Genomic DNA, 19,860 nt, shown 5'->3' with positions numbered 1-19,860 from the left:
CAGCCCTTCCCCGGAAAAGGCCGCTGCCGCCGCCCTTGCCGGCGAACAAAACAGGCCCTCCCGGGTGGGGAGGGCCTGTTCGTCTACCTGGGTACTAGCGCTTGTTCCCGCCGTTGCCGCGGTCCTTGTCCATGTCCAGGCCCACGATGATCGGATCGTGGTCGCTGGCCCGGAAGGGATCCGGGGCGTAGAAGTTGGTGGCGTTGTAGTTGTACCGGCTGTACTCCAGCGCGATCGATTCCACCGAGTTGATGTTCCAGATGTCGGCGCCCTTGACCTTCGCGTCCGCTGCGGGCGAGGCGAAGATGTAGTCCAGCGAGCCGACCATGCCGCCGAAGCTGTAGCTGTGTTCGCCGGTCTTGGCACCCTGGTCCACGTAGCCGGCCTTGGTGAGGACCTTGATCGGGTCCTCCTTCGCGTAGGAGTTGAAGTCGCCGGTTAGCAATACCTTGCCGGTCCGGAACTTCTCCTGCATCTCCTCCGCGAAGTCCACCAGCGAATGCGCCTGTGCGGTGCGGGCTGCATTCCAGGCGCCCTGGCCGTGGTCGGCGTTCTCGCCCGAGTTCGGGCCGGAGCCCTTGGACTTGAAGTGGTTGGCGATCACGACGAAGGTATCCGAGGGTCCGTTCTTGGCCTTGAACGCCTGGGCCAGCGGCTTGCGCGCGTTGGCGAAGGCTTCGGTGTCGTTGTGGATCACCGACTCCTGGACCGTCTTCACCTCGTCCTTCTTGTAGATGAAGGCCGTGCGGATGAAGTCCTCATCCGCCAGCGCCGGCAGCTCCTCCGGCGAGCGGACGTAGTCCCAGCCGCCGTGCTGAGGCCCCTTGCCCGAGTGCTTTCCGTTGTGGCGGGTGTCGCCCAGATCCGCATTCAGTGCCTTGGTCAGCGCGGCCAGGCCGGCGTCGCGGTCCTTGCCGAACTGGGCGGAGTTCTCGATCTCCTCCAGCGCCACGATGTCCGCGTCCAGCGCGTTGATGGCTGCCACGATCTTGTCCTGCTGGCGTTCCAGGTTCTCCGCGTCCCAGGCGCCGCGGGCATCGCAGTTGCGGGCCGTGATCGGGTTGCCGTCGCGGTCCGTGAAGGAGCCGCATCCCGCCACCTGGTCGCCGGTGGTGCTGAAGTAGTTCAGCACGTTGAACGAGGCCAGCTTCACGCCGCCGACCTGTTCCGGAGAGTCGGTGCGGGTGTTCCGGAACGACGCCGGCTGGACGCTTTCCGCGTTCTCCACCGTCAGGTGGTTCAGCGGCTGGAAACGCCAGAGATCGAACCGGTAATCCAGCACCACGTTGGTGGCGAAGGTGGCCGGGGAACCCACCCGGACCGGATCCTTGGCGGACAGGTAGGGCAGCGGGATGTCCTTGTTGGCGTCCGCGCCCAGGTAGTTGACGCTCGAGCCGTCGTCCAGCGTGACGGCCAGGGCGGCGTTCTTCTCCGTCTCGGCCCAGAACTCGTCCGAACCGTAGGCTCCGACGGCGGTGGGCTGCACCAGCGCGGAGTCCCCGGCGGCAAGCCCGATCTCGCCGTACTGGTTCAGGGCGAAGTTGTCGGTGACGGTGAAGCCGCCCTGGGGGCTGAGCAGCATGCCCTCGAACTTCTCGCGCTCCGCCTCCGTGGCCGGCCAGCCGATGGCAGCTGCCTTCGGCGCCTCCGCGGCCTCCTCCAGGACGGTCAGTCCCTCGGCGGAGACGGTGATCTCGGTCAGGCCGTGGAACTCGCTGACCTTGCCGGAAACCTCCACGAAGTCGCCGGCCTGCACGTCACCGACGGTCTCAGGGGAGTAGACGAACACGGCGTCCGACGCGGTCCGGTCGCTGGTGTTGGTATCGCCGCCGGTACCTTCGGTCTGCAGGTAGTAGCCGTCGAAGCCGCCGGTGGCGTAGGCGGCGGTCACCACGCCGCGGGTGGTCACGGTCTTGCCGGCCAGCGGGGACTGCGTGCCCGTGCCCTGGATTTCGGCGATGGTGGCCGCCTCCGGCTCCGGATCACCGCCGCCGTTGCCCTCGCCGGAACCCTGCGGGGTGATGTCTTGGCTGAGGCTGAAGTCCGCCGCGTTGTTGTTGGTGTCGGTTCCGTCGGCGCGGTTCATCGACCGCACGTCCGTGTTGTTCCTCGGCGACTGGGCCGCTTCGGTCTCGAAGGTGTTCGAGGTGCCGTAGCCCAGCAGGTCCACCACCGTGCTGCGGTCGACCACCGAACCGGTACCCAGATCGGCCACCGCGCCGGCCTGGTTGGCCAGCACCAGGGTGCCGTTGGTCCCGGACGGGGCCAGGCTGGTCACCAGGTCCGGTTCCGGCAGCTCCTCGCCGTTGGCACCGTTGGAGTTAGCCTGCACCAGGTAGTGGCCGCCGGCTTCAATGCTGCCGGACAGCGCTGCCACTCCGGTGGGGTTTCCGGTTCCACCGGCCGAGCGGTACTGCAGCGACCAGCCGTCCAGGCTGATCTCGGCGTCGGTGGGGTTGTACAGCTCGATGAACTTGTTGGTATAGGCAGCGCCGGCGCTGCCGCCGGACAGGTAGGCCTCGTTGATCACCACATGATCGCCGCCGTCGCTGCCGCCGGCCTCGATGGCGGACGGCAGCCGGAAGGTGGTTCCGGATGCCGCGGCGCTCAGTTCGAAGTAGCCGCCGTCCAGCGCGGAAGGAGCGGTGAACTCGATGGAGGCACCGCCGTCGGCCACTGGGAAGGTGCCCAGTTTGGTACTGGTGCCGGCAGCGTCAACGTACGCGAGCGACACCTCGGTGTTCAGCGGAGCGCCCAGCGACGTCAGGTCCAGCTTGGCTAGCTGCACGCTGACCTGTTGGCCGGGTCCGATGGATTCCGGTGCCCCGGTGACCTGCACGGTGCGGCGGGCGAAGTCCGGGGAGAGCGGGCTGTTGTCCTGGAGGTAGTCGATCCAGGCGTCCCGGTCCACCAGGCCGGAGTCTCGGGTGTCCGCGCCCTTGGTGAAGATGTGGAAGTTGTCGCCGCCCTGGGCCAGGAAGCTGAAGGTGCCCACCCGGTAGCCGCGTTCCGGGTCCAGCGGTTCGCCGTTGACCCAGACGCCGGTGATGCGCTCGCCTTCGGGCAGCGCCGCGTCGTAGGTGTAGTTGACGTTCTTGCTCAGGCCCAGCTGCAGGTAGGCGCGGCTGGGTACCTCGCCGGCTGCGGTGCGCTGCCACTGCTGCTCCAGCAGGGTCTTGACCTGGGCGCCGGTCAGCGTGGTGGTCCACAGGTTGTTCAGGAAGGGCAGCACCCCGTTGGCCTCGGCGTAGGTGACCGTGCCGTCGGGCGCGTAATAGAGCTCGTTGCGCAGCCCGCCGGGATTCACCACACCGATGTCAGCACCGCCGCGTTCGGTGGAGGCGAGGGACGTCAGCAGCGAATCGGCCACCAGGTTGCCCAGCGTCGATTCGGAGCCGCGGTCGTCCCGGTCCGGCGCCGTATCCGCGTCCGGCCCGTCGGGCAGGAAGGCGGTGGTGATGTCGCCGGTGACCGAGCCAACCGGCTGAGCGCCGACTTCCTCGGCGTTATCCAGCGCGGCCTGGACAATCGAAGATACTTCGGCCACCCGCGGATAGGCGGACACCAGCTCCCCATCGGCGGTGCCGGTTCGCGGCACGACGGCGGCGGTGTGCGTCAATACCTCGTCGGCCTCGGCGTCGTAGCTCAGCTGGACCTGGCCGATGTTCGCGCCGTAGGAACCGGTCTGGACCACGGGCCGGGTCTTGCCGTCGGTACCCGGAACCGGGGCGTCGAAGCTGTAGGCCTGGTGCGTGTGGCCGTTAAAAATGACGTCCACGTCCGGGCTGGTCTCGTTGACAATCCGGTTGAACACGGCGCTCGCCGCCACGGCGCTGGCCAGGTCCGCGTTCGTGTTGGCGCCCTCGTGGTAGGACGCCATGATGACGTCGGCTTCGTCGCCGGCGCCGTCGGTCAGCTGGGCCGCCACCCGGTTGACGGCGTCCACCGGGTCGCCGAACTCCAGATCCGCGATCCCGCCAGGGGACACCAGCGAGGCAGTCTCCTCGGTGACCACGCCGACCACGCCGACGGTCACGCCGTTGACCGGGACCAGTTCATACTCGGGCAGGGCCGGTTCGGTGGTGCCGGCCCGGTACACATTGGCGCCCAGCTGCGGGTACTTGGACGCCGGGGCCACGCGGTCCGTCAGGTCCGCGAAGCCGCGGTCGAACTCATGGTTGCCCACCGCCGTCGTCGCCAATTCCAAGGCGTTGAGTACATCGATGGTCGGCTGGTCCTGCTGCGTGGACGACGCAAAGACCGAGGCCCCGATGTTGTCTCCGGCGGAAGTGAGCAGCGTTCCCTCGGGGTTCTGCGCCCGGAGTTGTTCCACGGTGCCCGCGAACTTGACCGTGTTCGCGTCGATCCGCCCGTGGAAATCGTTGATGCTCAGGAGGTTGAGGTCGACCGGATCGGCCGCATGCGCGGGCAACGCCGCGAAAGGCGCCGCCACCAGGCCTGCGGTCAGGACCGCGGCCAGCGCGGTCTTCGGTGATGGAGTAGCCATGTGGCCCTATCTCTCAAGGTGGAAGTGATGATCCGCGCACCCAGGGAACGGCTGCGGCACGGCTGCACGGTGCAAGCACCGCTCCCCAGTTCAACTGGCAGGGATGAACGGGAGGTTACCCGAGGACCAGAAGCAGCGGAACACTTCTATGAAAGAACAGCTTCAAAAGGGGTGAAACGTTCGCCAGGCCATGACAGGAAGGGCCGTGACCGTTGCGCAGCGGGACGACGGGGGCCGAGAGAAGGCCGCAACGCCTGGGTTTAGCCGCTGGCAGCGGGGCGCGAGAGATGGCCGCAACGCCTGGGCCTAGCGGCGGCGCAGCGGGGGCCGACTGGGTTTAGCGGCGGCTGTCCTTGAGCGTACCGGTGGTCGGCTCGCCCTTGGCGCCCACCAGGCAGAGCAGTTCACGGTCCTGCTCGCCGCTCCAGCTTTCCTCGGTGGGGTTCAAATGGATCAGCTCCAGCGCCGAGTCGTCGTAGGGAATGCCGGCGAAGGCCTTGAACTCGGCCAGGCAGAACTCTTCGGCCTTGGCGGCCACTTCCGTGTCGCCGGGAAAGTCGCCGTCGGGCAAGTTGCTGGCCGCGAACGCCTCCAGCTCGTGGGGCTGATCGCACGGCACAAACTCCACCTCGGTGAGGCGTTCGGCGCGCGGGTTGTTCAGGCAGTCGCCCACCTTGATGGCGTACGCGCCGGCGGAAGCGGCTTCGGTCACCGCACCGGATTCATCCCGCGGCGGTTCCTGTGCGTCGCCCAATCCGCAACCGCTCAGCGCTGCCAAGAGGACGACGACGGCGGCCGCCTTGAGTGGGCGGCGGCGGACGGGCGCGGACTGGCTGGGCACGGGGTCTCCTCGGGCTTTTGATGCAACGGCTCCTAGCCGAGGTTATACCGGCGGCGCGGGGGAGGCAGAATGCACGCCCGTCTTGTCCGGCAGGTCGCCGCGTCCTCATGCCGTGCAAAAGCAGCAGGTGTCCGGGCCTCACGGCCAAGACACCCGCTGGTGAAGCGGAAGGTATGGGATTTGAACCCATGAGACGGGGTTACCGCCTACTGGTTTTCAAGACCAGCTCCTTCGGCCGCTCGGACAACCTTCCTCACCTTGTAGTCTGACACGGAGGGGCGTACCCGGGCAAAGCGCGCATCCTCAAGGTTTCTGCGTCCCGGACTAGGTGAGCGAGGCTGGCATGAGAGCGGTTTTTTACGAGGGAGCAGGCGGCCCCGAGGTCCTGCGGCTGCGGGAGACTGACGCCCCGCAGCCGGCGGAGGGCGAGGTAGTAATCGATGTGGCTGCCGCAGGGGTCAACCGCGCCGATGTGCAGCAGCGCATCGGCGTTTACCCGCCGCCGCCGGGCGCGTCCGAGATCCCGGGCCTGGAAGTGTCCGGCCGCGTGTCCTCGGTAGGTGCCGGCGTTACCGCGCCACGGGTCGGCGACGAGGTGTGCGCCCTGCTGGCCGGCGGAGGCTACGCCGAACAGGTTGCGGTCCCGGCGGGCCAAGTGCTGCCGGTGCCGCGAGGCGTGGACCTGGTGACGGCCGCGGCGCTGCCGGAAGTGGCGGCCACGGTCTTCTCCAACCTGTTCATGACCGCGGGCGTGCAGGCCGGCGAAACCGTCCTGATCCACGGCGGGTCCGGCGGAATCGGCACCATGGCGGTTCAGCTGGTCGATGCTTTCGGAGCGGTCCCGGCGGTGACGGCCGGCAGCCAGGAAAAGCTCGACGTCGCGCGTGAACTGGGCGCCGAGGTGCTGATCAACTACCGCGAGGAAGACTTCGTGGAGCGGATCAAGGAGGCCACCGGGGGCCGCGGCGCGGACGTCATCCTGGACGTCGTGGGTGCCAAGTACCTGCAGCGGAACGTGGACGCCCTCGCCACGTCCGGCCGGCTGGTCGTGATCGGCCTGCAGGGCGGGGCCAAGGCGGAGCTGAACCTGGGCCAGCTGATGGCCAAACGCGGTGCGGTCATCGGCACCACCCTGCGGGCCCGCCCGGCGGAGGAAAAAGCCGCGATTATGCGTGCGGTTGCCGAGCACGTCTGGCCGTTGGTGGTCTCCGGGGACGTCAAACCACAGGTGCACCGCACGTTTGCCTTGGCGGACGCTGCGGCCGCCCACGAGTACTTCGATTCGGGCGCCCACACCGGCAAGATCCTGCTCACCACCTCCTGAAACGGACGGCTCCGTTCCCTGTAGACGGCGGCGCTGCTACGGTGCATCGTTAATAGCATCGGCGTTCCACGAAGGGGGAGCATCATGAGTGAGAAATCCACCGGACCCCTGCCCGGGCAGTCCGGCAATGATCCGGATTCTGACCTGCTGGTCCAGGACCCCAACCTGCCGCCAGTAGCGCTGGATCCGGCCGCGGATGCCGAGCAACACAAGTGGACGCCTACCAAGATCGTTGTCTGGGTAGCCATCGCCCTGCTGGGCGGCGTGAGCTGGAGCATGCTCGCCTTTTCGCGTGGTGAAACGATCAATGCGATTTGGTTCGTCTTCGCCTCGGTGTGCACGTATTTCATCGGCTTCCGCTTCTATTCCAAGTTCATCGAGAACAAGCTGACCCGCCCCAACGATCGGCGCGCAACGCCGGCGGAGTACAAAGCGGATGGCAAGGATTACGTGGTCACGGACCGCCGCGTGCTCTACGGCCACCACTTCGCCGCCATCGCCGGCGCCGGTCCGCTGGTCGGTCCCATCCTGGCCGCGCAGATGGGCTACCTGCCCGGCACGCTGTGGATCATCGTCGGCGTCGTCCTGGCCGGCGCCGTGCAGGACTACCTGGTGCTGTTCTTCTCGATGCGCCGCGGCGGCCGTTCGCTGGGCCAGATGGCGCGTGAGGAACTCGGCCGCGTCGGCGGCACGGCTGCCCTGATTGCCACCCTGGCCATCATGATCATCATCGTGGCGATCCTGGCCCTGGTGGTCGTGAACGCCCTGGGCGAGTCGCCCTGGGGTGTCTTCTCGGTCACGATGACCATCCCGATTGCCCTCTTCATGGGCATCTACCTCCGCTTCCTGCGGCCGGGCAAGGTCAGCGAGGTCTCCATCATCGGCTTCGCGCTGCTCATTGCCGCCATCATCGGCGGCGGGGCGATTGCCGATACCGGGTGGGGCGCGGCGATCTTCACGCTGGATAGGACCACCATCGCCTGGGGCATCATCATCTACGGCTTCATCGCGGCCGTGCTGCCGGTCTGGCTGCTGCTCGCGCCGCGCGATTACCTCTCCACCTTCATGAAGATCGGCACCATCCTGATGCTGGCACTGGCCATCGTGCTGGTCCGGCCGGAGATCACCGTCCCGGCCTTCAGCGAATTCGCCAGCCGTAGCGACGGACCCGTCGTCCCCGGTTCGCTGTTCCCGTTCCTGTTCGTCACCATCGCGTGCGGCGCGCTCTCGGGCTTCCACGCGCTGATTGCGTCCGGCACCACACCAAAGATGCTGCAGAAGGAGAAACAGAGCCGCTTCATTGGCTACGGCGGAATGCTGATGGAGTCGTTCGTGGCCATCATGGCGCTGGTCGCGGCCATCTCGATCGACCGAGGCATCTATTTTGCGATGAACTCATCCGCAGCGGCGACCGGTGGCACGGTGGAAGGCGCGGTGGCCTTCGTCAACAGCTTGGGCCTGGCCAACGTGAACCTGACGCCGGACATGCTGACCGAACTGGCCCGCAACGTCGGCGAGGAGTCGATCGTGTCGCGGACAGGCGGCGCTCCCACCCTTGCCGTCGGGCTGTCGCACATCATGCAGGGGCTGATCGGCGGCGTGGCGATGATGGGCTTCTGGTACCACTTCGCCATCATGTTCGAGGCGCTGTTCATCCTCACGGCCGTCGATGCCGGAACCCGCGTCGCCCGCTTCATGCTGCAGGACACCATCGGCAACGTCCTGCCGAAGTTCAAGAACATGTCGTGGCGCCCCGGTGTCTGGATCTGCACAGCCATCATGGTGGCTGGCTGGGGGTACATACTGATCCTGGGTGTCACCGATCCATTGGGCGGTATCAATACGTTCTTCCCGCTCTTCGGCATTGCCAACCAACTGCTGGCTGCCATCGCGCTCGCGGTCTGCCTGGCTATCGCGGCCAAGCGCGGAGCGTTCAAGTACCTGTGGATTATCGCGCTGCCGCTGGCCTTCGCCTCCGTGATCACCATCTGGGCTTCCATCCTGAAGATCTTCAGCCCGGACATCAAGGTGGGTTACTGGGCCAACAACATCGCCAACCGCGAGGCCCTTGCCGCTGGCCAGACCAGCTTGGGGAACGCCAAATCGGTAGAGGAAATGGAGGCGGTGGTCCGCAACACCGCGGTGCAGGGCACGCTGTCCATCATCTTCGTAGTCCTGACCATCATCGTCATTGGAGCCGCCCTCATCGCCACCTTTAGATCCTGGCGGCTGGGCGGGGAGCCTTCGCACGAGGACCCGGCAGTGGTGTCCGCCACCTACGGGCCGGCGGGACTGTTTGCCAGCCGGCCTGAGAAGGAGCTGGAGAAACAATGGAACGCACTGCCCGCAGCGACCAGACGGGAACATGATGTCGAGCGTTAACTGGCCCCAAGCGCGGCGCGGCTGGCACCGCTTCGCCTGGTACTTCAAGGGGGTCATGGGCGAGCACGCCTACCAGGACTACCTGGAGCACCACCGGCGAGCACATCCCGGCACCGAGCCCATGAGCGAACGCGAGTTCTGGCGGGACAAGACGGACCGGCAGGAGAACAACCCGCAGGGCCGCTGCTGTTGACTCGAAGTACGACGGCGGTGCCCGCACCTGGGTGTTGGTCAGCAACGGTCCGGTGCGGGTACCGTTGCGCCTGCATGGCTTGGGCCCCGAGGACGGGGATGGCTGGCGGCCAGAGGGCAGGGCGCCGGTGCCCGGTAAAAAGTTGCGGCACTCCGCTGGGGAACAGGAAGGGTCTGCCCTGCGGCGGATGGCTGTCTCTGGCAAGATAAAAACATGAGTGAAGAGCAGACGTCGCAGCCCGAAGAACCGGTCATCGTCGGCGCACTGTCCGGCCGGAGCCAGGAAGGCGGCGAGCCGCAGCCCGAGGACGGCGGCATCGACGCTCCGCGGTCCAGCCGCGGTTCCAAACTTGCCGATCTGGTTGACGAACCGGCCAAGGTGATGCGGATCGGCACCATGGTTCGCCAGCTGCTGGAAGAGGTGCGCAGCGCCCCGCTGGATGACGCGGCCCGCACCCGCTTGGCCGAAATCCACGAGCGGTCCGTCAAAGAGCTCGAGGACGGACTGGCGCCGGAGCTGATCGAGGAACTGCACCGCATCAACCTGCCCTTCACCGACGATTCCACGCCCTCGGACGCCGAGTTGCGCATTGCCCAGGCACAGCTGGTCGGCTGGCTGGAAGGCCTGTTCCACGGGATCCAGACCGCCATCGCAGCCCAGCAGGCGATGAATCAACAGATGGCCGCGCGGATGCAGATGCGGCAGCTGCCGCCCGGCACCATGATTGCGCCAGGCGTTGTGATTGGCGACGACGGTGAACCGCGCCGCGCTCCCGGAGCCGAGGGGGAGAACGCCGGCCAGGGCGGCGAACGCCATGTCGGTCCCGGGCAGTACCTCTAGGACCGTGGCGCTCTTCGGCGCTGCCCGGCAGGCCCGCCGGGACGACAAGGACCTCGGCAAAGGCATCTGGCGCCGCGCGCACGACCGCTTCCGGCGAGCCCTGGAGCGCTACCATCAGATCCTCGAGGGCGTGCAGGACGACGGACTGTACGGCGAACTGCTGCCGATCGCCAACCAGGTGGCCGAGCTGCTGCCCCGGGTGCGCGACTGCTGTGTGGCAGCGCAATCCATGCACCCAACCGACGGTTTGGACATCCCGGGCGGCCCCCTGGCCGAGGTGCACCGAAGCCTCTCCAAAGCCGGCAACTCGCTGGCGGCGACCGCGCAGGCAGCAGCCATGACCAGGCTCGGCGGCACCCAAGGCTATGAAGTCGGGGTCGAGAACGTGCGCCGCCACGCCGCCGTCGTCCTGTCCGATCTTGCCGAGGCGGAGCGCCTGTTGGCTGGCCTGGGGCGCGGCGGCGCAGGGAAGCGTTAGCCGGCATCAGCCCGGCGCGCCATGGCCTCCTGAGTCCGGGCGTGCCATCATGTTGGCAATCAGGTGCCAGTGTCGACGGCCCGGTTCCGGGCGGAACGGACGCACGCTCATGGCCTACGTCAAGCATTTCGACGATGTGGGAGAAGGGGATCTTGCCGCGGTCGGTGGCAAGGGCGTTGGCTTGGGCGGCCTCATTCGGGCCGGGGTGCCAGTGCCTGCTGGATTTGTGTTGAGCACCGCGGCCTACGCGGCCTTTGTGGAGGCCAATCACCTTGCGGCGGGCATCCAGGAGCTGGCCGCCCTTGGACCGCAGGCGGCGATGCAGGACTACCAGCAGGCCTCGGATCGGATCCGTACCCTGTTCACCGGCGGCACCATGCCGGCCGAGGTCGCCGCCGAACTCGGCGCCGCCTATCAGAGTCTCGGTCATGGGGATGCGGCGGTGGCGGTGCGTTCCTCCGCCACCGCGGAGGACCTCGCCTCGGCCAGCTTCGCCGGCCAACAGGATAGCTACCTCAATGTGCACGGGAGGGAGTCCCTGGCCACGGCCGTGACCGGCTGCTGGGCTTCGCTGTGGACGGCCCGCGCCATGGCCTACCGCGCGCGTGAAGGCATCGGGCCGGCGTCGGTGCGCCTGGCAGTGGTCGTCCAGCGGATGATCGGGGCCGACGCGGCCGGGGTGATGTTTACCGCTAATCCGGCCAACGGGCGCCGCGACCAGATCGTGATCAGTGCCGCCTGGGGCCTGGGCGAATCAGTGGTCAGCGGAACGGTCACCCCCGACAACATCGTCGTCGACGCGGTGACGGGCCACGTGCTCTCGCGGCGGACAGCGGATAAGGACGTCATGACTGTCTACGCGGAACAAGGCACCCGGGTGCAGCCGGTGCCGCAGGAGGGCCGCAGCCAGCAGGTGCTGGATGATCCGGAGGCGGCCGCCCTGGCCCGCTACGGCGCACAGATCGGGGATCACTTCGGCGCGCCGCAGGACATCGAGTGGGCTCGAACGGGTGACGGATTCTTCTTCCTGCAGTCCCGGCCCATCACGGCGCTGCCGGAGCCCGCGGCCGACCCCCCGGACAGCTGGCCCGTGCCCTACCGGAACGGGCTCTACTTCCGCGCAAGCATCGTGGAACAGCTGCCGGACCCGCTCTCGCCGCTGTTCGCCGACCTGATCGACGGCGCCGTGTCCCGGTCGCTCAGAGTCCTGATGGGCGAGGCCGTGGGCAAGAACGTCATTCACGACGGCGACGTTGGGCTGCCCACCGTCAACGGCTACGCCTACTACTACTACCGCAATCGGGCGATGGTGCGGATGTTGGGCCGGACACCGGCCGCGATGGCGGCACTGGTTCGCGGCAAAGCACACATGGGAGTCACCGGGTGGCGCGAATTCTCGCACCCCCGCTATGAGCGGATCGTTGCGGACTGGTCGGCGAAGCTGGTAGGAAAACTGTCGGGAGCGGAACTGCTGGAGGGCGTGCAGTCCTTGGTGGATGCCTGCGCCGTGTACTACACGGCGGTACAGTCCATCATTCCCATCGCCGCGACCAGCGAAATCTCCTTCCGGGCGTATTACAACAAGGCCGTCCGCCGCAAGGAAGATCCTCCCGCCGTGACGTTCCTGCTGGGCTATGAAAGCGAACCCATCCGGGCGGAAAAGTCTCTCTACGACCTCGCAGCCTGGGCCCGCGGGGTGCCGGGCCTGGCCGCGGCGCTCCTGGGCGCATCGGCAAAGATGCTGGCCGACGCGCAGCGCACCGGGTCCCCTCCTGCCGGGGTGGACCCTGCACTGTGGCTGCAGTGGCAGCCGCGGCTCCAGGCCCACCTCGACCGGTTCGGCCACACGGTCTACAACCTTGACTTCATCCATTCGGTGCCGGCCGATGATCCTACCCCGCTGCTGGAAACGGTGAAGTTCTACCTGCGCGGCCAGGGCCAAGACCCGCACGAACGGCAGAGAATGTCAGCAGCCCGCAGGGAAGACCACACCAACCGCATCGCCGCCCGGCTCGGACGGACCCGCAGGGGCGCCGCGTTCCTCCGGTTGCTGCGGTGGGCGCAGAAAGCCGCACCCATCCGCGAGGACGCCTTGGCCGACGTCGGCCTGGCCTGGCCGCTGATCCGCCGGATGCTGCTGGAGCTCGGACAACGGCTGGTCGAGGCGGCGGTGATTGCCGAGCCTGCCGACGTGTTCTGGCTGCGCCATCGGGAACTGGCCAGCGCCGTCGACTTCGGCCTGGCCGCACCACGGACCCGGGAAGCCCCGGAAAACTCGGGAATTCAGAGCGTGCCCGAGCAGCCGGACGTACGGGCGGTAGCCATTACCGGAGCAGACCGCCCCGTCCGGGCAGACGCCGTCGAGGAGCGCAAGATGCTGTGGCGGGGCCAGCTGAAAGCCGCCGCTCCGCAAATGCTGCCCGAGAGCAGGCTGATGGAACGAGCCTTCGGGTCAATGATGCCCGCGCGGTCCCAGCAGGCCGACGGCATCATCAAAGGGATCGGAGCCAGTCCCGGCCGGATCACCGCTGCCGCCCGGGTCCTGGCTGGGCCGGAGGACTTCGGCCGGATGGCGCCCGGGGACGTCCTGGTCGCCCGCATCACCACTCCCGCCTGGACGCCGCTGTTCGCGATGGCCTCGGCCGTGGTCACCGACGTCGGCGGCCCCTTGAGCCACAGCTCCATCGTGGCCCGGGAATACGGCATCCCCGCCGTGCTCGGCACGGGGGTGGCCACGCAACGCATCACCAGCGGCCAGCGGATCCACGTCGACGGCGACGCCGGCACCGTCACCACCGAACACCCGCCCGCCACTTAGAGGGCATTAGATGCCGGCGGACGGGGTGTGCGTTCGCCGCATTTCCTCGGTGATGGCAGGATTGCGCTCCGCCAGGTGGGCGATCACGTTCTGCACGATGTTGGGCTGCTTGTTCTGGCTGAGTTTAGCTCTCGCATCAAAGCGTTCCACGTGCATCCGCAGCCCGACGGTTCCCTTGGCTATGCGGCGGGTTCCCTGCTCGTCTTCGCTGAGGTGCCGGCCGCCAGGGTGATGCTGCTCAAAGTGGTCAGTGAGACGGGTGAGCACTTCGTAGTTCTCGTCGTCGGTAAGGATTTCCGGAGTTCCGTAAAGATGCGCGGTGACGTGGTTCCACGTGGGTACCAGGTCACCGGGTGCGTACCAGCTGGGCGAAACGTAATCATGCGGACCTTGGATGATGACCAGAATCTCGTGGCTGCCAAGCTCGTGCAACGCGTCGTCGGGGCGGCCGAAGTGACTGACGATGGTGATCTCGTCACGGTCCTCCTCAAGCAACACGGGGTAGTGGGAGGCAACCAGGCCGTTGCTTGTCGCGGACACGAAGGTGGCCCAGGGGCTGTTCCGGATCAGCCGCTTGACCTCGTCGGGGTCCGTCATCAGGTAAGCCGGGGTGTGCCGCATCGGGGACTCCTTTCGGGTAAGGCGCCGGCAAACAGTAGCTAGGATCAAGGTATGGGGGAGCATGCGGATCCGTACAGGAGAGTCCGTCGTCGGCGCTGGACTCTAGGGCTGATAGCAGTCTTCATCCCCGTACTGGCGCTGCTCCATGGAACCCTTTTCAACCGCTGGTACCTGACCCCGGGCCTTGCCGCCGAGGCGTTTGGCCATGCAGGACTCCCGGTGACGAAAGCCCTTGATACGACCAGCGAAGAATGCGGCGCGCACCTCCGATGCAGGGAGGCCCTTCAAGCTCAGGAGTTGTCCATCTACCAGTTCTGGTTCCGTGAGGACGCCCGGGAGTTTGCCGAATCCCTGGGCGCGTCCGCTCACCAGTCAGATTGGATCGTTCTTCGCTACGAGGACGCAAACAACAACGAACCCAGCGAGCCATCTTACGCAGGCATCATCGATGGGATGTGGACCAGCAACTGAGCGCACCGACATGCTGACGCCCCGCTCTTTGAGCTGAGCAAGCAGTCGCTCATAACCGATGACCGAAGCGGAGGAGATTGCCGTCTGGATCTATGTGCGCGCCCTCACGGATTCCGTAATCGGTATTAGTGGGTTCGACGTTCGTGCCACCTGAGACGCTGGACCAGCGTCGCCACACGGTGTCCGCGTTGCTGACATCCAGATAGGCGCAGCCCGCCGTAGTGCGCGGGTCATGGTCCGGATTGCGCGAGACATGCAGTTCGACGGGTCCCAGCGCTGCAAATCCGTAGTCCTCGTCATGGGCTTCGACGTCGAACCCGAGGTTGCGATAGTGCTCCAGCCATTGCCTCAGATTGGCAGTCGAGAACACAGGCGCTATCGAGCGCAGGATTACCGTCTCCTCAGCGGCGCCGGTGTGGTTTTCCTTCATTCCCCGATGCTCACTGAGGGGACGCGACGCGTCAAGTTTCCGCACCGCACGCGGCCCCGGCAACCAGAGCCATCAGCGGCGAGTGCTGGCAGACATGGAAAAGCCCGTCACATCGCTGTGACGGGCTTTGCGCTGGAGCCCCCTGCCAGAATCGAACTGGCGACCTTTTCATTACGAGTGAAACGCTCTACCGACTGAGCTAAGGAGGCGGGACGCTGCACCGTTGCCGGGCTGAATCCACGAAGAACCACTATATGGGAGCCGTGGCGGGCCGGTCAAAACGGACCGGACCGCCGTGGCCTAGGAGCAGACGGTGCCGTCGGCAGGCAAGGTCCCGTCGGCGAAGTAGCCGTCCACGGCCTCGCGGATGCAGGTGTTCCCGCGCCCGTAGGCCGTGTGTCCCTCGCCCTCGTAGGTCAGCAGCGTGGCCGACTGCAGTTGCGCGGCCATCGATTCGGACCACTCATAGGGGGTGGCAGGATCCCCGGTGGTGCCGACTACCAGGATGGGGGCGGCGCCCTCCGCGTGGATCGGGGCGCGTTCACCCGTTGGTTCGTACGGCCAGTCCCGGCAGTTCGCCCCGCCGAAGGCCAGGTAGCGGCCGATGGTGGGGGAGGCCTGCTCCAGTTCCTTGGCGTCCTGGCGCATGCCGGCCAGATCGGTCACCATCGGGTAGTCCAGGCAGTTGATCGCCATGAAGGCGTCCGTGGTGTTGTTGGTGTAGTGGCCGTCCTGATCGCGTCCGGCCCCGGCGTCGGCCAGCAACAGCATGCTGCTTGGATCGCCCCGGAACGCGGTGGTCAGGGCCTGGGTCAGGACCGGCCAACTGGCGTCGTCGTACAGCGGGACCAGCAGGCCGGACACAAAGGTGCCCACGGGCACCAGGCGGCCGTCGGGCGCGGTGAGCGGGCTCTCTTCGACAGAGCGGATCAGATCCCTCAATTGGCCGACGGCGGTGTCCACACTGCCGCTCATCGGGCAGCCGGCATTGTCCAGGCAGTACGCCGTGTAGGCGTGGATGGCATCCTCGAAAGCGGCCGCCTGGCCCAGCGTGACCTGCTCGTTGCTCAGCGCGGGATCCAGCGCGCCGTCGAGCACCATCCGTCCCGTCCGTTCCGGGAAGAGCCCGGCATAGGTGGCGCCCAGGAACGTGCCGTAGGAGAAGCCCAGGTAATTCAGCTTTTCATCACCGACCACTGCGCGGAGGATGTCCATGTCCTTGGCTGCGCTGACCGTGTCCACTTGGCCCAGCACCGGACCGGTCTTCTCGGCGCACTTGGCCGCGAGCTTGGCGGCGTCCTCGATGGCACGCTCAATATCAGCATCCGAGTCGCGGTTGTAATCCGTCTCCCGGGCCTGATCGCGTTCGGCATCGGTCTGGCAGGTGACCGGAGCGGACCGCTGGACCCCGCGCGGGTCGAAGCCCACCAGGTCGTAGTCGCTGCGGAGCCGCTCGGAGAACATCGTCTGCAGGCCGTCGCGCAGCAGGTCGTAGCCGGAGGCTCCGGGACCGCCCGGATTCACCAGGATGGACCCCTGGGCGGAGCCGCCGGCGTCGCTGCGGATCGCGGCGATCTTGATTTTCTCGCCGCCGGCGTCCGCGTAGTCCAGCGGCACGTCAATGTCGGCGCATTCCAAACCGTTTTCGCAGGGCTTCCAGTCAACGGCCTGCGTGTAGAAAGGCATCAGCTCTTCGGCCACACCGTTGGTCACCTGGGCCGGATCCGCGGGCTCGCGCGCCTGTTCCGGCGCGATGACCGAACAACCGGTGCCCAGCAGAAGGACGACGGCGGCCAGCACCGCCGCAGCGGAATGGCGCAGCTGTGACGAGGGGTGCCTGTGGCTGGTGCTGGGCATGCGGGCGGCTCCTGGGTAGTTGCTGCGGGCGAAGTCCCGGTGGGGACTCAGAGCAGGCTGACGGCCATGGCTTCCATGGCCAGGACGGGGGCAACGTTGGTGCCCAGGCGCTGCCTGGCCTGGGCGATGGCGTCCATCCTGCCCAACGTCTGTTCGGGGGTGGATCGTTCCGCGTAGCTGGTGAGGTCCTGGCGCAGGTATTCGTTGACCAGCTCGGTGCCCGTTCCCAGTTGCACCGTGAGCACGTCGCGAAAGAAGGTGCTCAGGTCGATCAACACCCGGTCCAGCGAGTCGCTGAGGCTGCGCTTGGCGCGGCGTTTCTGGTCTTCTTCCAGCCGCTTGAGCTGGCTGCGGATGGCCGGCGGCATGGCGCCCTTTTCCGGTGCACCCAGCGCGATCAGCAATGCTTCGCGCTCGGATTCGTTGCGCTGTTCGGAGGCGGCCGCGGCGTCGGCATTGGAAATGTCCACCAGCTCGCCGGCGGCGGTGACGGCATCGGCCACGCCGCGCAGCCGCAGCGGCAGCCGGACAATCGTGTCGCGTCGGTGGCGCGCGTCGGCGTCGGCGGCCAGACGGCGGGCCACACCGATGTGGCTCTGGGAGACCCGGGCGGCGAAACCGGCCAATTCGGGATCGGCGCCGTCCCGGCGGACCAGCAGCGCCGCGACGTCGTCGGCCGGCGGAATGCGCAGGCTGACCGGGCGGCAGCGCGAGCGGATGGTGACCAGCACGTCCGCCGGGCTGGGAGTGCACAGCATCCAGATGGTCCGCGGCGGCGGTTCCTCGATGGCCTTGAGCAGCACGTTGGTGGTGCGTTCGGTCATCCGGTCCGCGTCCTCGATGATGATCACGCGCCAGCGTCCCGAGGACGGCTTGTCCTGCGCCTTGCCGACCAGCTCGCGCATCTCCTGGATGGAGAAGGTCACGTTCTCGGTCGCCACCAGGGTGGCGTCCGCGTTGGAGCCGGCCAGCACCGTGCGGCAAGCGTGGCAGGTTCCGCAGCCGCGCTCGGCCGGATCCTGCTGTTCGCACAGCAGCGCGGCGGCGAAGGCCTTGGCGGCGTTGCTGCGACCGGATCCGGGTGGGCCGGTAAACAGCCAGGCGTGCGCGGGGCGTTCGGCTGCCGCCGCGCGGCTGAGCTGTTCGATCACCGCACTCTGGCCGGGCAAATCGGACCAGACGCTCATGCGATCAGCTCCTGGACACGGTCCATGATGGCCGCGGTGAGTTCTTCCCGTCCGGCGCTCGCGTCCAGGACCAGATATTTCTCCGGGGCAGCTCCGGCCAACTCCAGGAACGCCCCGCGGATCCGCGAGTGGAAGTCGTCGGGTTCGGACTCCAGCCGGTCTTCGGCGGCGTCGCCGGCCGTGCGGCGGTCGCGGCCCTGCTGCGGGGCGACGTCCAAGAGGACGGTCAGGTCCGGCAGCAGCCGTTCCGTGGCCCACAGGTTAAGCTCCCGGACTTCCGTCAGGCCGAGTCCGCGTCCGGCCCCTTGGTACGCCACCGAGGAGTCGATGAACCGGTCGCACAGCACCACGTCGCCGCGTTCGAGCGCCGGCCGGATGACCTGTTCAACGTGGGCGGCGCGGGAGGCGGAAAAGATCAACGCTTCGGTGCGGGCATCAATCTGGCCGTGGCCGTGTTCGAGCACCAATGCGCGCAGCTTCTCGCCGACGGGCGTGCCGCCCGGCTCGCGGGTCCGGAGCACCGTGCGGCCCATGGCCCGCAGGCGGTGTTCGACGGCGCTGGCCTGGGTTGATTTTCCGGCCCCGTCCCCGCCTTCGAATGCGATGAAGAGGCCGCTGGCGTTGGCGGGCTGGCGGTCGGAACTCACCTGATTAGCCTAGCCGGAATCGTCGGTGCACGCGGGACGGTCACAGTTAGCGTGTGGATCACGGCCGGTACTAATCTGCTGTCATGACCGACGCCTCCTCCCGCGACCTACAGCATGCCGCGCATCTTGCTCCGGACACCGTGGTGGTGTCTGCCGGACGGCCGCCCCGTGACCACGACGCCCCGGTCAATCCGCCGGTGGTGTTGTCCTCCACGTTCTTCGGCCGCGGCGAAGTGGTCCAGGGGGACCGCGCGTACGGGCGGTATTCCAACCCCACTTGGGACCCGTTCGAAGAGACCTTGGCCGAGCTGGAAGGCGCCGCGCTGCCCGGCCTTGTTTTCGCGTCGGGCCTGGCCGCCGTCTCGGCCGCGCTGTCGCTGATTCCGTCCGGCGGCGTCCTGGTGATGCCGAGGCACAGCTACCAGGGCAGCCTGGCCATGGCCGAGCAAATGGCCGAGCGGGGCGAACTGAAGCTGCGCACGGTGGACATTGCGGACACCGCTGCAGTAACGGCTCAGCTGGGCGGCGCCGACATGCTGTGGCTGGAAAGCCCGACCAACCCGATGCTCGAGATCGCCGAAGTGGAGGCGCTGGCCAGCGCCGCGCACCAGGCCGGCGCACTCGTGGTCGCCGACAATACCTTTTCCACCCCGTTGGGCCAGCGTCCGCTGGCGGCGGGGGTCGACGTCGTGGTGCATTCGGTGACCAAATATCTGGCCGGCCATTCGGACGTGGTGCTGGGCGCCGTCGTGACCTCCAACGAAGAGCTGCGCTCTAAGCTGCTGGTGCACCGGTCGCTGCACGGGGCCATCGCCGGACCGTTCGAGACCTGGCTGGCGCTGCGCGGCGTGCGGACCATGGCGCTGCGGATCGAGCGCTCCCAAGCCACCGCGGGTGAGCTGGCGCGCAAATTGCAGCAGCACCCGGCCGTGGAGGCCGTGCGGTACCCCGGCCTGCCCGAAGATCCGGGCCACGCCCGTGCCGCCGCCCAGATGGATGGCTTCGGCTCCATCATCGCCATCCAGGTCAAGGGTGGTGCCGCCGCCGCGGACAAGGTCATCGACGCGCTGCAGCTGTGGCTGCCGGCAACGTCGCTGGGCGGGGTCGAATCCCTGATCGAGCGGCGCCGGCGCCATGTCAACGAGCCGGAAAGCGTGCCGGAGAACCTGCTGCGGCTGTCGGTGGGAATCGAGAACCCGGCAGACCTGTGGGCGGACCTGGAACAGGCCCTCACCGCCGCCGACGTGTGAGGCTGCCGAAACAT

At 67.4% G+C, this 19,860-nt stretch carries 15 protein-coding genes and 2 tRNA genes; 8 read left to right on the top strand and 9 right to left on the bottom strand.

The annotated features are described in order from the left end of the window. Positions 1–94: 94 nt before the first annotated feature. The 3 genes from MNQ99_RS16190 to MNQ99_RS16180 form a co-directional block, all read right to left on the bottom strand. Positions 95–4,507, bottom strand: a complete 4,413-nt coding sequence (locus MNQ99_RS16190) for an ExeM/NucH family extracellular endonuclease (RefSeq protein WP_241913657.1) — start codon at positions 4,505–4,507, stop codon at positions 95–97. A 337-nt stretch (positions 4,508–4,844) separates the two neighbouring features. Beyond that, positions 4,845–5,348 (bottom strand): septum formation family protein, encoded by a 504-nt coding sequence (locus MNQ99_RS16185; protein ID WP_241913656.1) that lies wholly within the window; start codon positions 5,346–5,348, stop codon positions 4,845–4,847. Positions 5,349–5,513: 165 nt separating this feature from the next. Next, a tRNA-Ser gene (locus MNQ99_RS16180) sits at positions 5,514–5,601 on the bottom strand. Between the two features lie 90 nt (positions 5,602–5,691). Between MNQ99_RS16180 and MNQ99_RS16175 the strand changes: the two genes are divergently transcribed. The 6 genes from MNQ99_RS16175 (at position 5,692) to MNQ99_RS16150 (ending at position 13,383) form a co-directional block, all read left to right on the top strand. Beyond that, on the top strand, positions 5,692–6,672 hold the full coding sequence (locus tag MNQ99_RS16175; RefSeq protein WP_241913655.1) for an NAD(P)H-quinone oxidoreductase: 981 nt from the start codon (positions 5,692–5,694) through the stop codon (positions 6,670–6,672). Between the two features lie 84 nt (positions 6,673–6,756). Then, entirely contained in the window at positions 6,757–9,054 is a 2,298-nt protein-coding gene (locus MNQ99_RS16170) for a carbon starvation CstA family protein (protein WP_241913654.1), read from the top strand. Continuing rightward, entirely contained in the window at positions 9,038–9,247 is a 210-nt protein-coding gene (locus MNQ99_RS16165; protein WP_241913653.1) for a YbdD/YjiX family protein, read from the top strand. The genes MNQ99_RS16170 and MNQ99_RS16165 overlap by 17 nt, the downstream gene beginning before the upstream one ends. A gap of 213 nt (positions 9,248–9,460) precedes the next feature. Beyond that, complete coding sequence (locus MNQ99_RS16160; protein WP_241913652.1) at positions 9,461–10,087, top strand: bacterial proteasome activator family protein; 627 nt, start codon at positions 9,461–9,463, stop codon at positions 10,085–10,087. Between the two features lie 4 nt (positions 10,088–10,091). Beyond that, positions 10,092–10,565, top strand: a complete 474-nt coding sequence (locus MNQ99_RS16155; protein ID WP_241915405.1) for a hypothetical protein — start codon at positions 10,092–10,094, stop codon at positions 10,563–10,565. Between the two features lie 109 nt (positions 10,566–10,674). Then, on the top strand, positions 10,675–13,383 hold the full coding sequence (locus tag MNQ99_RS16150) for a PEP/pyruvate-binding domain-containing protein (protein WP_241913651.1): 2,709 nt from the start codon (positions 10,675–10,677) through the stop codon (positions 13,381–13,383). 6 nt (positions 13,384–13,389) lie between these two features. Here the strand turns inward: MNQ99_RS16150 and MNQ99_RS16145 are convergent, their stop codons facing one another. Next, complete coding sequence (locus MNQ99_RS16145) at positions 13,390–14,004, bottom strand: FMN-binding negative transcriptional regulator (protein ID WP_241913650.1); 615 nt, start codon at positions 14,002–14,004, stop codon at positions 13,390–13,392. Between the two features lie 51 nt (positions 14,005–14,055). On the opposite strand from MNQ99_RS16145, the gene MNQ99_RS16140 reads away from it, so the two are divergent. Continuing rightward, positions 14,056–14,475, top strand: coding sequence for a hypothetical protein (locus MNQ99_RS16140; RefSeq protein ID WP_241913649.1), 420 nt, complete (start codon positions 14,056–14,058; stop codon positions 14,473–14,475). Positions 14,476–14,524: 49 nt separating this feature from the next. Here MNQ99_RS16140 and MNQ99_RS16135 read toward each other — a convergent pair whose 3' ends face one another. The 5 genes from MNQ99_RS16135 to tmk all read right to left on the bottom strand — a co-directional run bounded on the left by MNQ99_RS16135 (position 14,525) and on the right by tmk (position 18,596). Then, positions 14,525–14,905 carry a bleomycin resistance protein gene (locus MNQ99_RS16135; protein WP_241913648.1) on the bottom strand — a complete coding sequence of 127 codons (381 nt, stop codon included), beginning with the start codon at positions 14,903–14,905 and terminating at the stop codon, positions 14,525–14,527. 133 nt (positions 14,906–15,038) lie between these two features. After that, positions 15,039–15,114 (bottom strand) — tRNA-Thr (locus MNQ99_RS16130). Between the two features lie 91 nt (positions 15,115–15,205). Next, positions 15,206–16,762: an alpha/beta hydrolase gene (locus MNQ99_RS16125; protein ID WP_241913647.1), complete on the bottom strand. Its 1,557-nt coding sequence runs from the start codon at positions 16,760–16,762 to the stop codon at positions 15,206–15,208. 47 nt (positions 16,763–16,809) lie between these two features. After that, positions 16,810–17,949 carry a DNA polymerase III subunit delta' gene (locus MNQ99_RS16120; protein WP_127513290.1) on the bottom strand — a complete coding sequence of 380 codons (1,140 nt, stop codon included), beginning with the start codon at positions 17,947–17,949 and terminating at the stop codon, positions 16,810–16,812. Continuing rightward, the gene (gene tmk, locus MNQ99_RS16115; RefSeq protein WP_241913646.1) at positions 17,946–18,596 is read right to left on the bottom strand and encodes a dTMP kinase; all 651 of its coding nucleotides are present in this window, start codon (positions 18,594–18,596) and stop codon (positions 17,946–17,948) included. The genes MNQ99_RS16120 and tmk overlap by 4 nt, the downstream gene beginning before the upstream one ends. 83 nt (positions 18,597–18,679) lie before the next feature. Here tmk and MNQ99_RS16110 point away from each other — a divergent pair, with 83 nt between their 5' ends. Next, the gene (locus tag MNQ99_RS16110; protein WP_241913645.1) at positions 18,680–19,846 is read left to right on the top strand and encodes a trans-sulfuration enzyme family protein; all 1,167 of its coding nucleotides are present in this window, start codon (positions 18,680–18,682) and stop codon (positions 19,844–19,846) included. Positions 19,847–19,860 lie beyond the last annotated feature (14 nt).

The organism is Arthrobacter sulfonylureivorans (genome assembly GCF_022637435.1).
Taxonomy (GTDB): domain Bacteria; phylum Actinomycetota; class Actinomycetes; order Actinomycetales; family Micrococcaceae; genus Crystallibacter; species Crystallibacter sulfonylureivorans.
Note: the sequence above shows the minus strand (reverse complement) of the source record. Positions and strands in the feature narration are given on the sequence as shown.

Bases quoted from the DNA above. Each gene is read 5' to 3' on its own strand.
- MNQ99_RS16190 (WP_241913657.1), bottom strand. From the start codon at position 4,507: ATGGCTACTCCATCACCGAAGACCGCGCTGGCCGCGGTCCTGACCGCA.
- MNQ99_RS16175 (WP_241913655.1), top strand. From the start codon at position 5,692: ATGAGAGCGGTTTTTTACGAGGGAGCAGGCGGCCCCGAGGTCCTGCGG.
- MNQ99_RS16170 (WP_241913654.1), top strand. From the start codon at position 6,757: ATGAGTGAGAAATCCACCGGACCCCTGCCCGGGCAGTCCGGCAATGAT.
- MNQ99_RS16165 (WP_241913653.1), top strand. From the start codon at position 9,038: ATGATGTCGAGCGTTAACTGGCCCCAAGCGCGGCGCGGCTGGCACCGC.
- MNQ99_RS16160 (WP_241913652.1), top strand. From the start codon at position 9,461: ATGAGTGAAGAGCAGACGTCGCAGCCCGAAGAACCGGTCATCGTCGGC.
- MNQ99_RS16150 (WP_241913651.1), top strand. From the start codon at position 10,675: ATGGCCTACGTCAAGCATTTCGACGATGTGGGAGAAGGGGATCTTGCC.
- MNQ99_RS16145 (WP_241913650.1), bottom strand. From the start codon at position 14,004: ATGCGGCACACCCCGGCTTACCTGATGACGGACCCCGACGAGGTCAAG.
- MNQ99_RS16140 (WP_241913649.1), top strand. From the start codon at position 14,056: ATGGGGGAGCATGCGGATCCGTACAGGAGAGTCCGTCGTCGGCGCTGG.
- MNQ99_RS16135 (WP_241913648.1), bottom strand. From the start codon at position 14,905: ATGAAGGAAAACCACACCGGCGCCGCTGAGGAGACGGTAATCCTGCGC.
- MNQ99_RS16125 (WP_241913647.1), bottom strand. From the start codon at position 16,762: ATGCCCAGCACCAGCCACAGGCACCCCTCGTCACAGCTGCGCCATTCC.
- MNQ99_RS16120 (WP_127513290.1), bottom strand. From the start codon at position 17,949: ATGAGCGTCTGGTCCGATTTGCCCGGCCAGAGTGCGGTGATCGAACAG.
- MNQ99_RS16110 (WP_241913645.1), top strand. From the start codon at position 18,680: ATGACCGACGCCTCCTCCCGCGACCTACAGCATGCCGCGCATCTTGCT.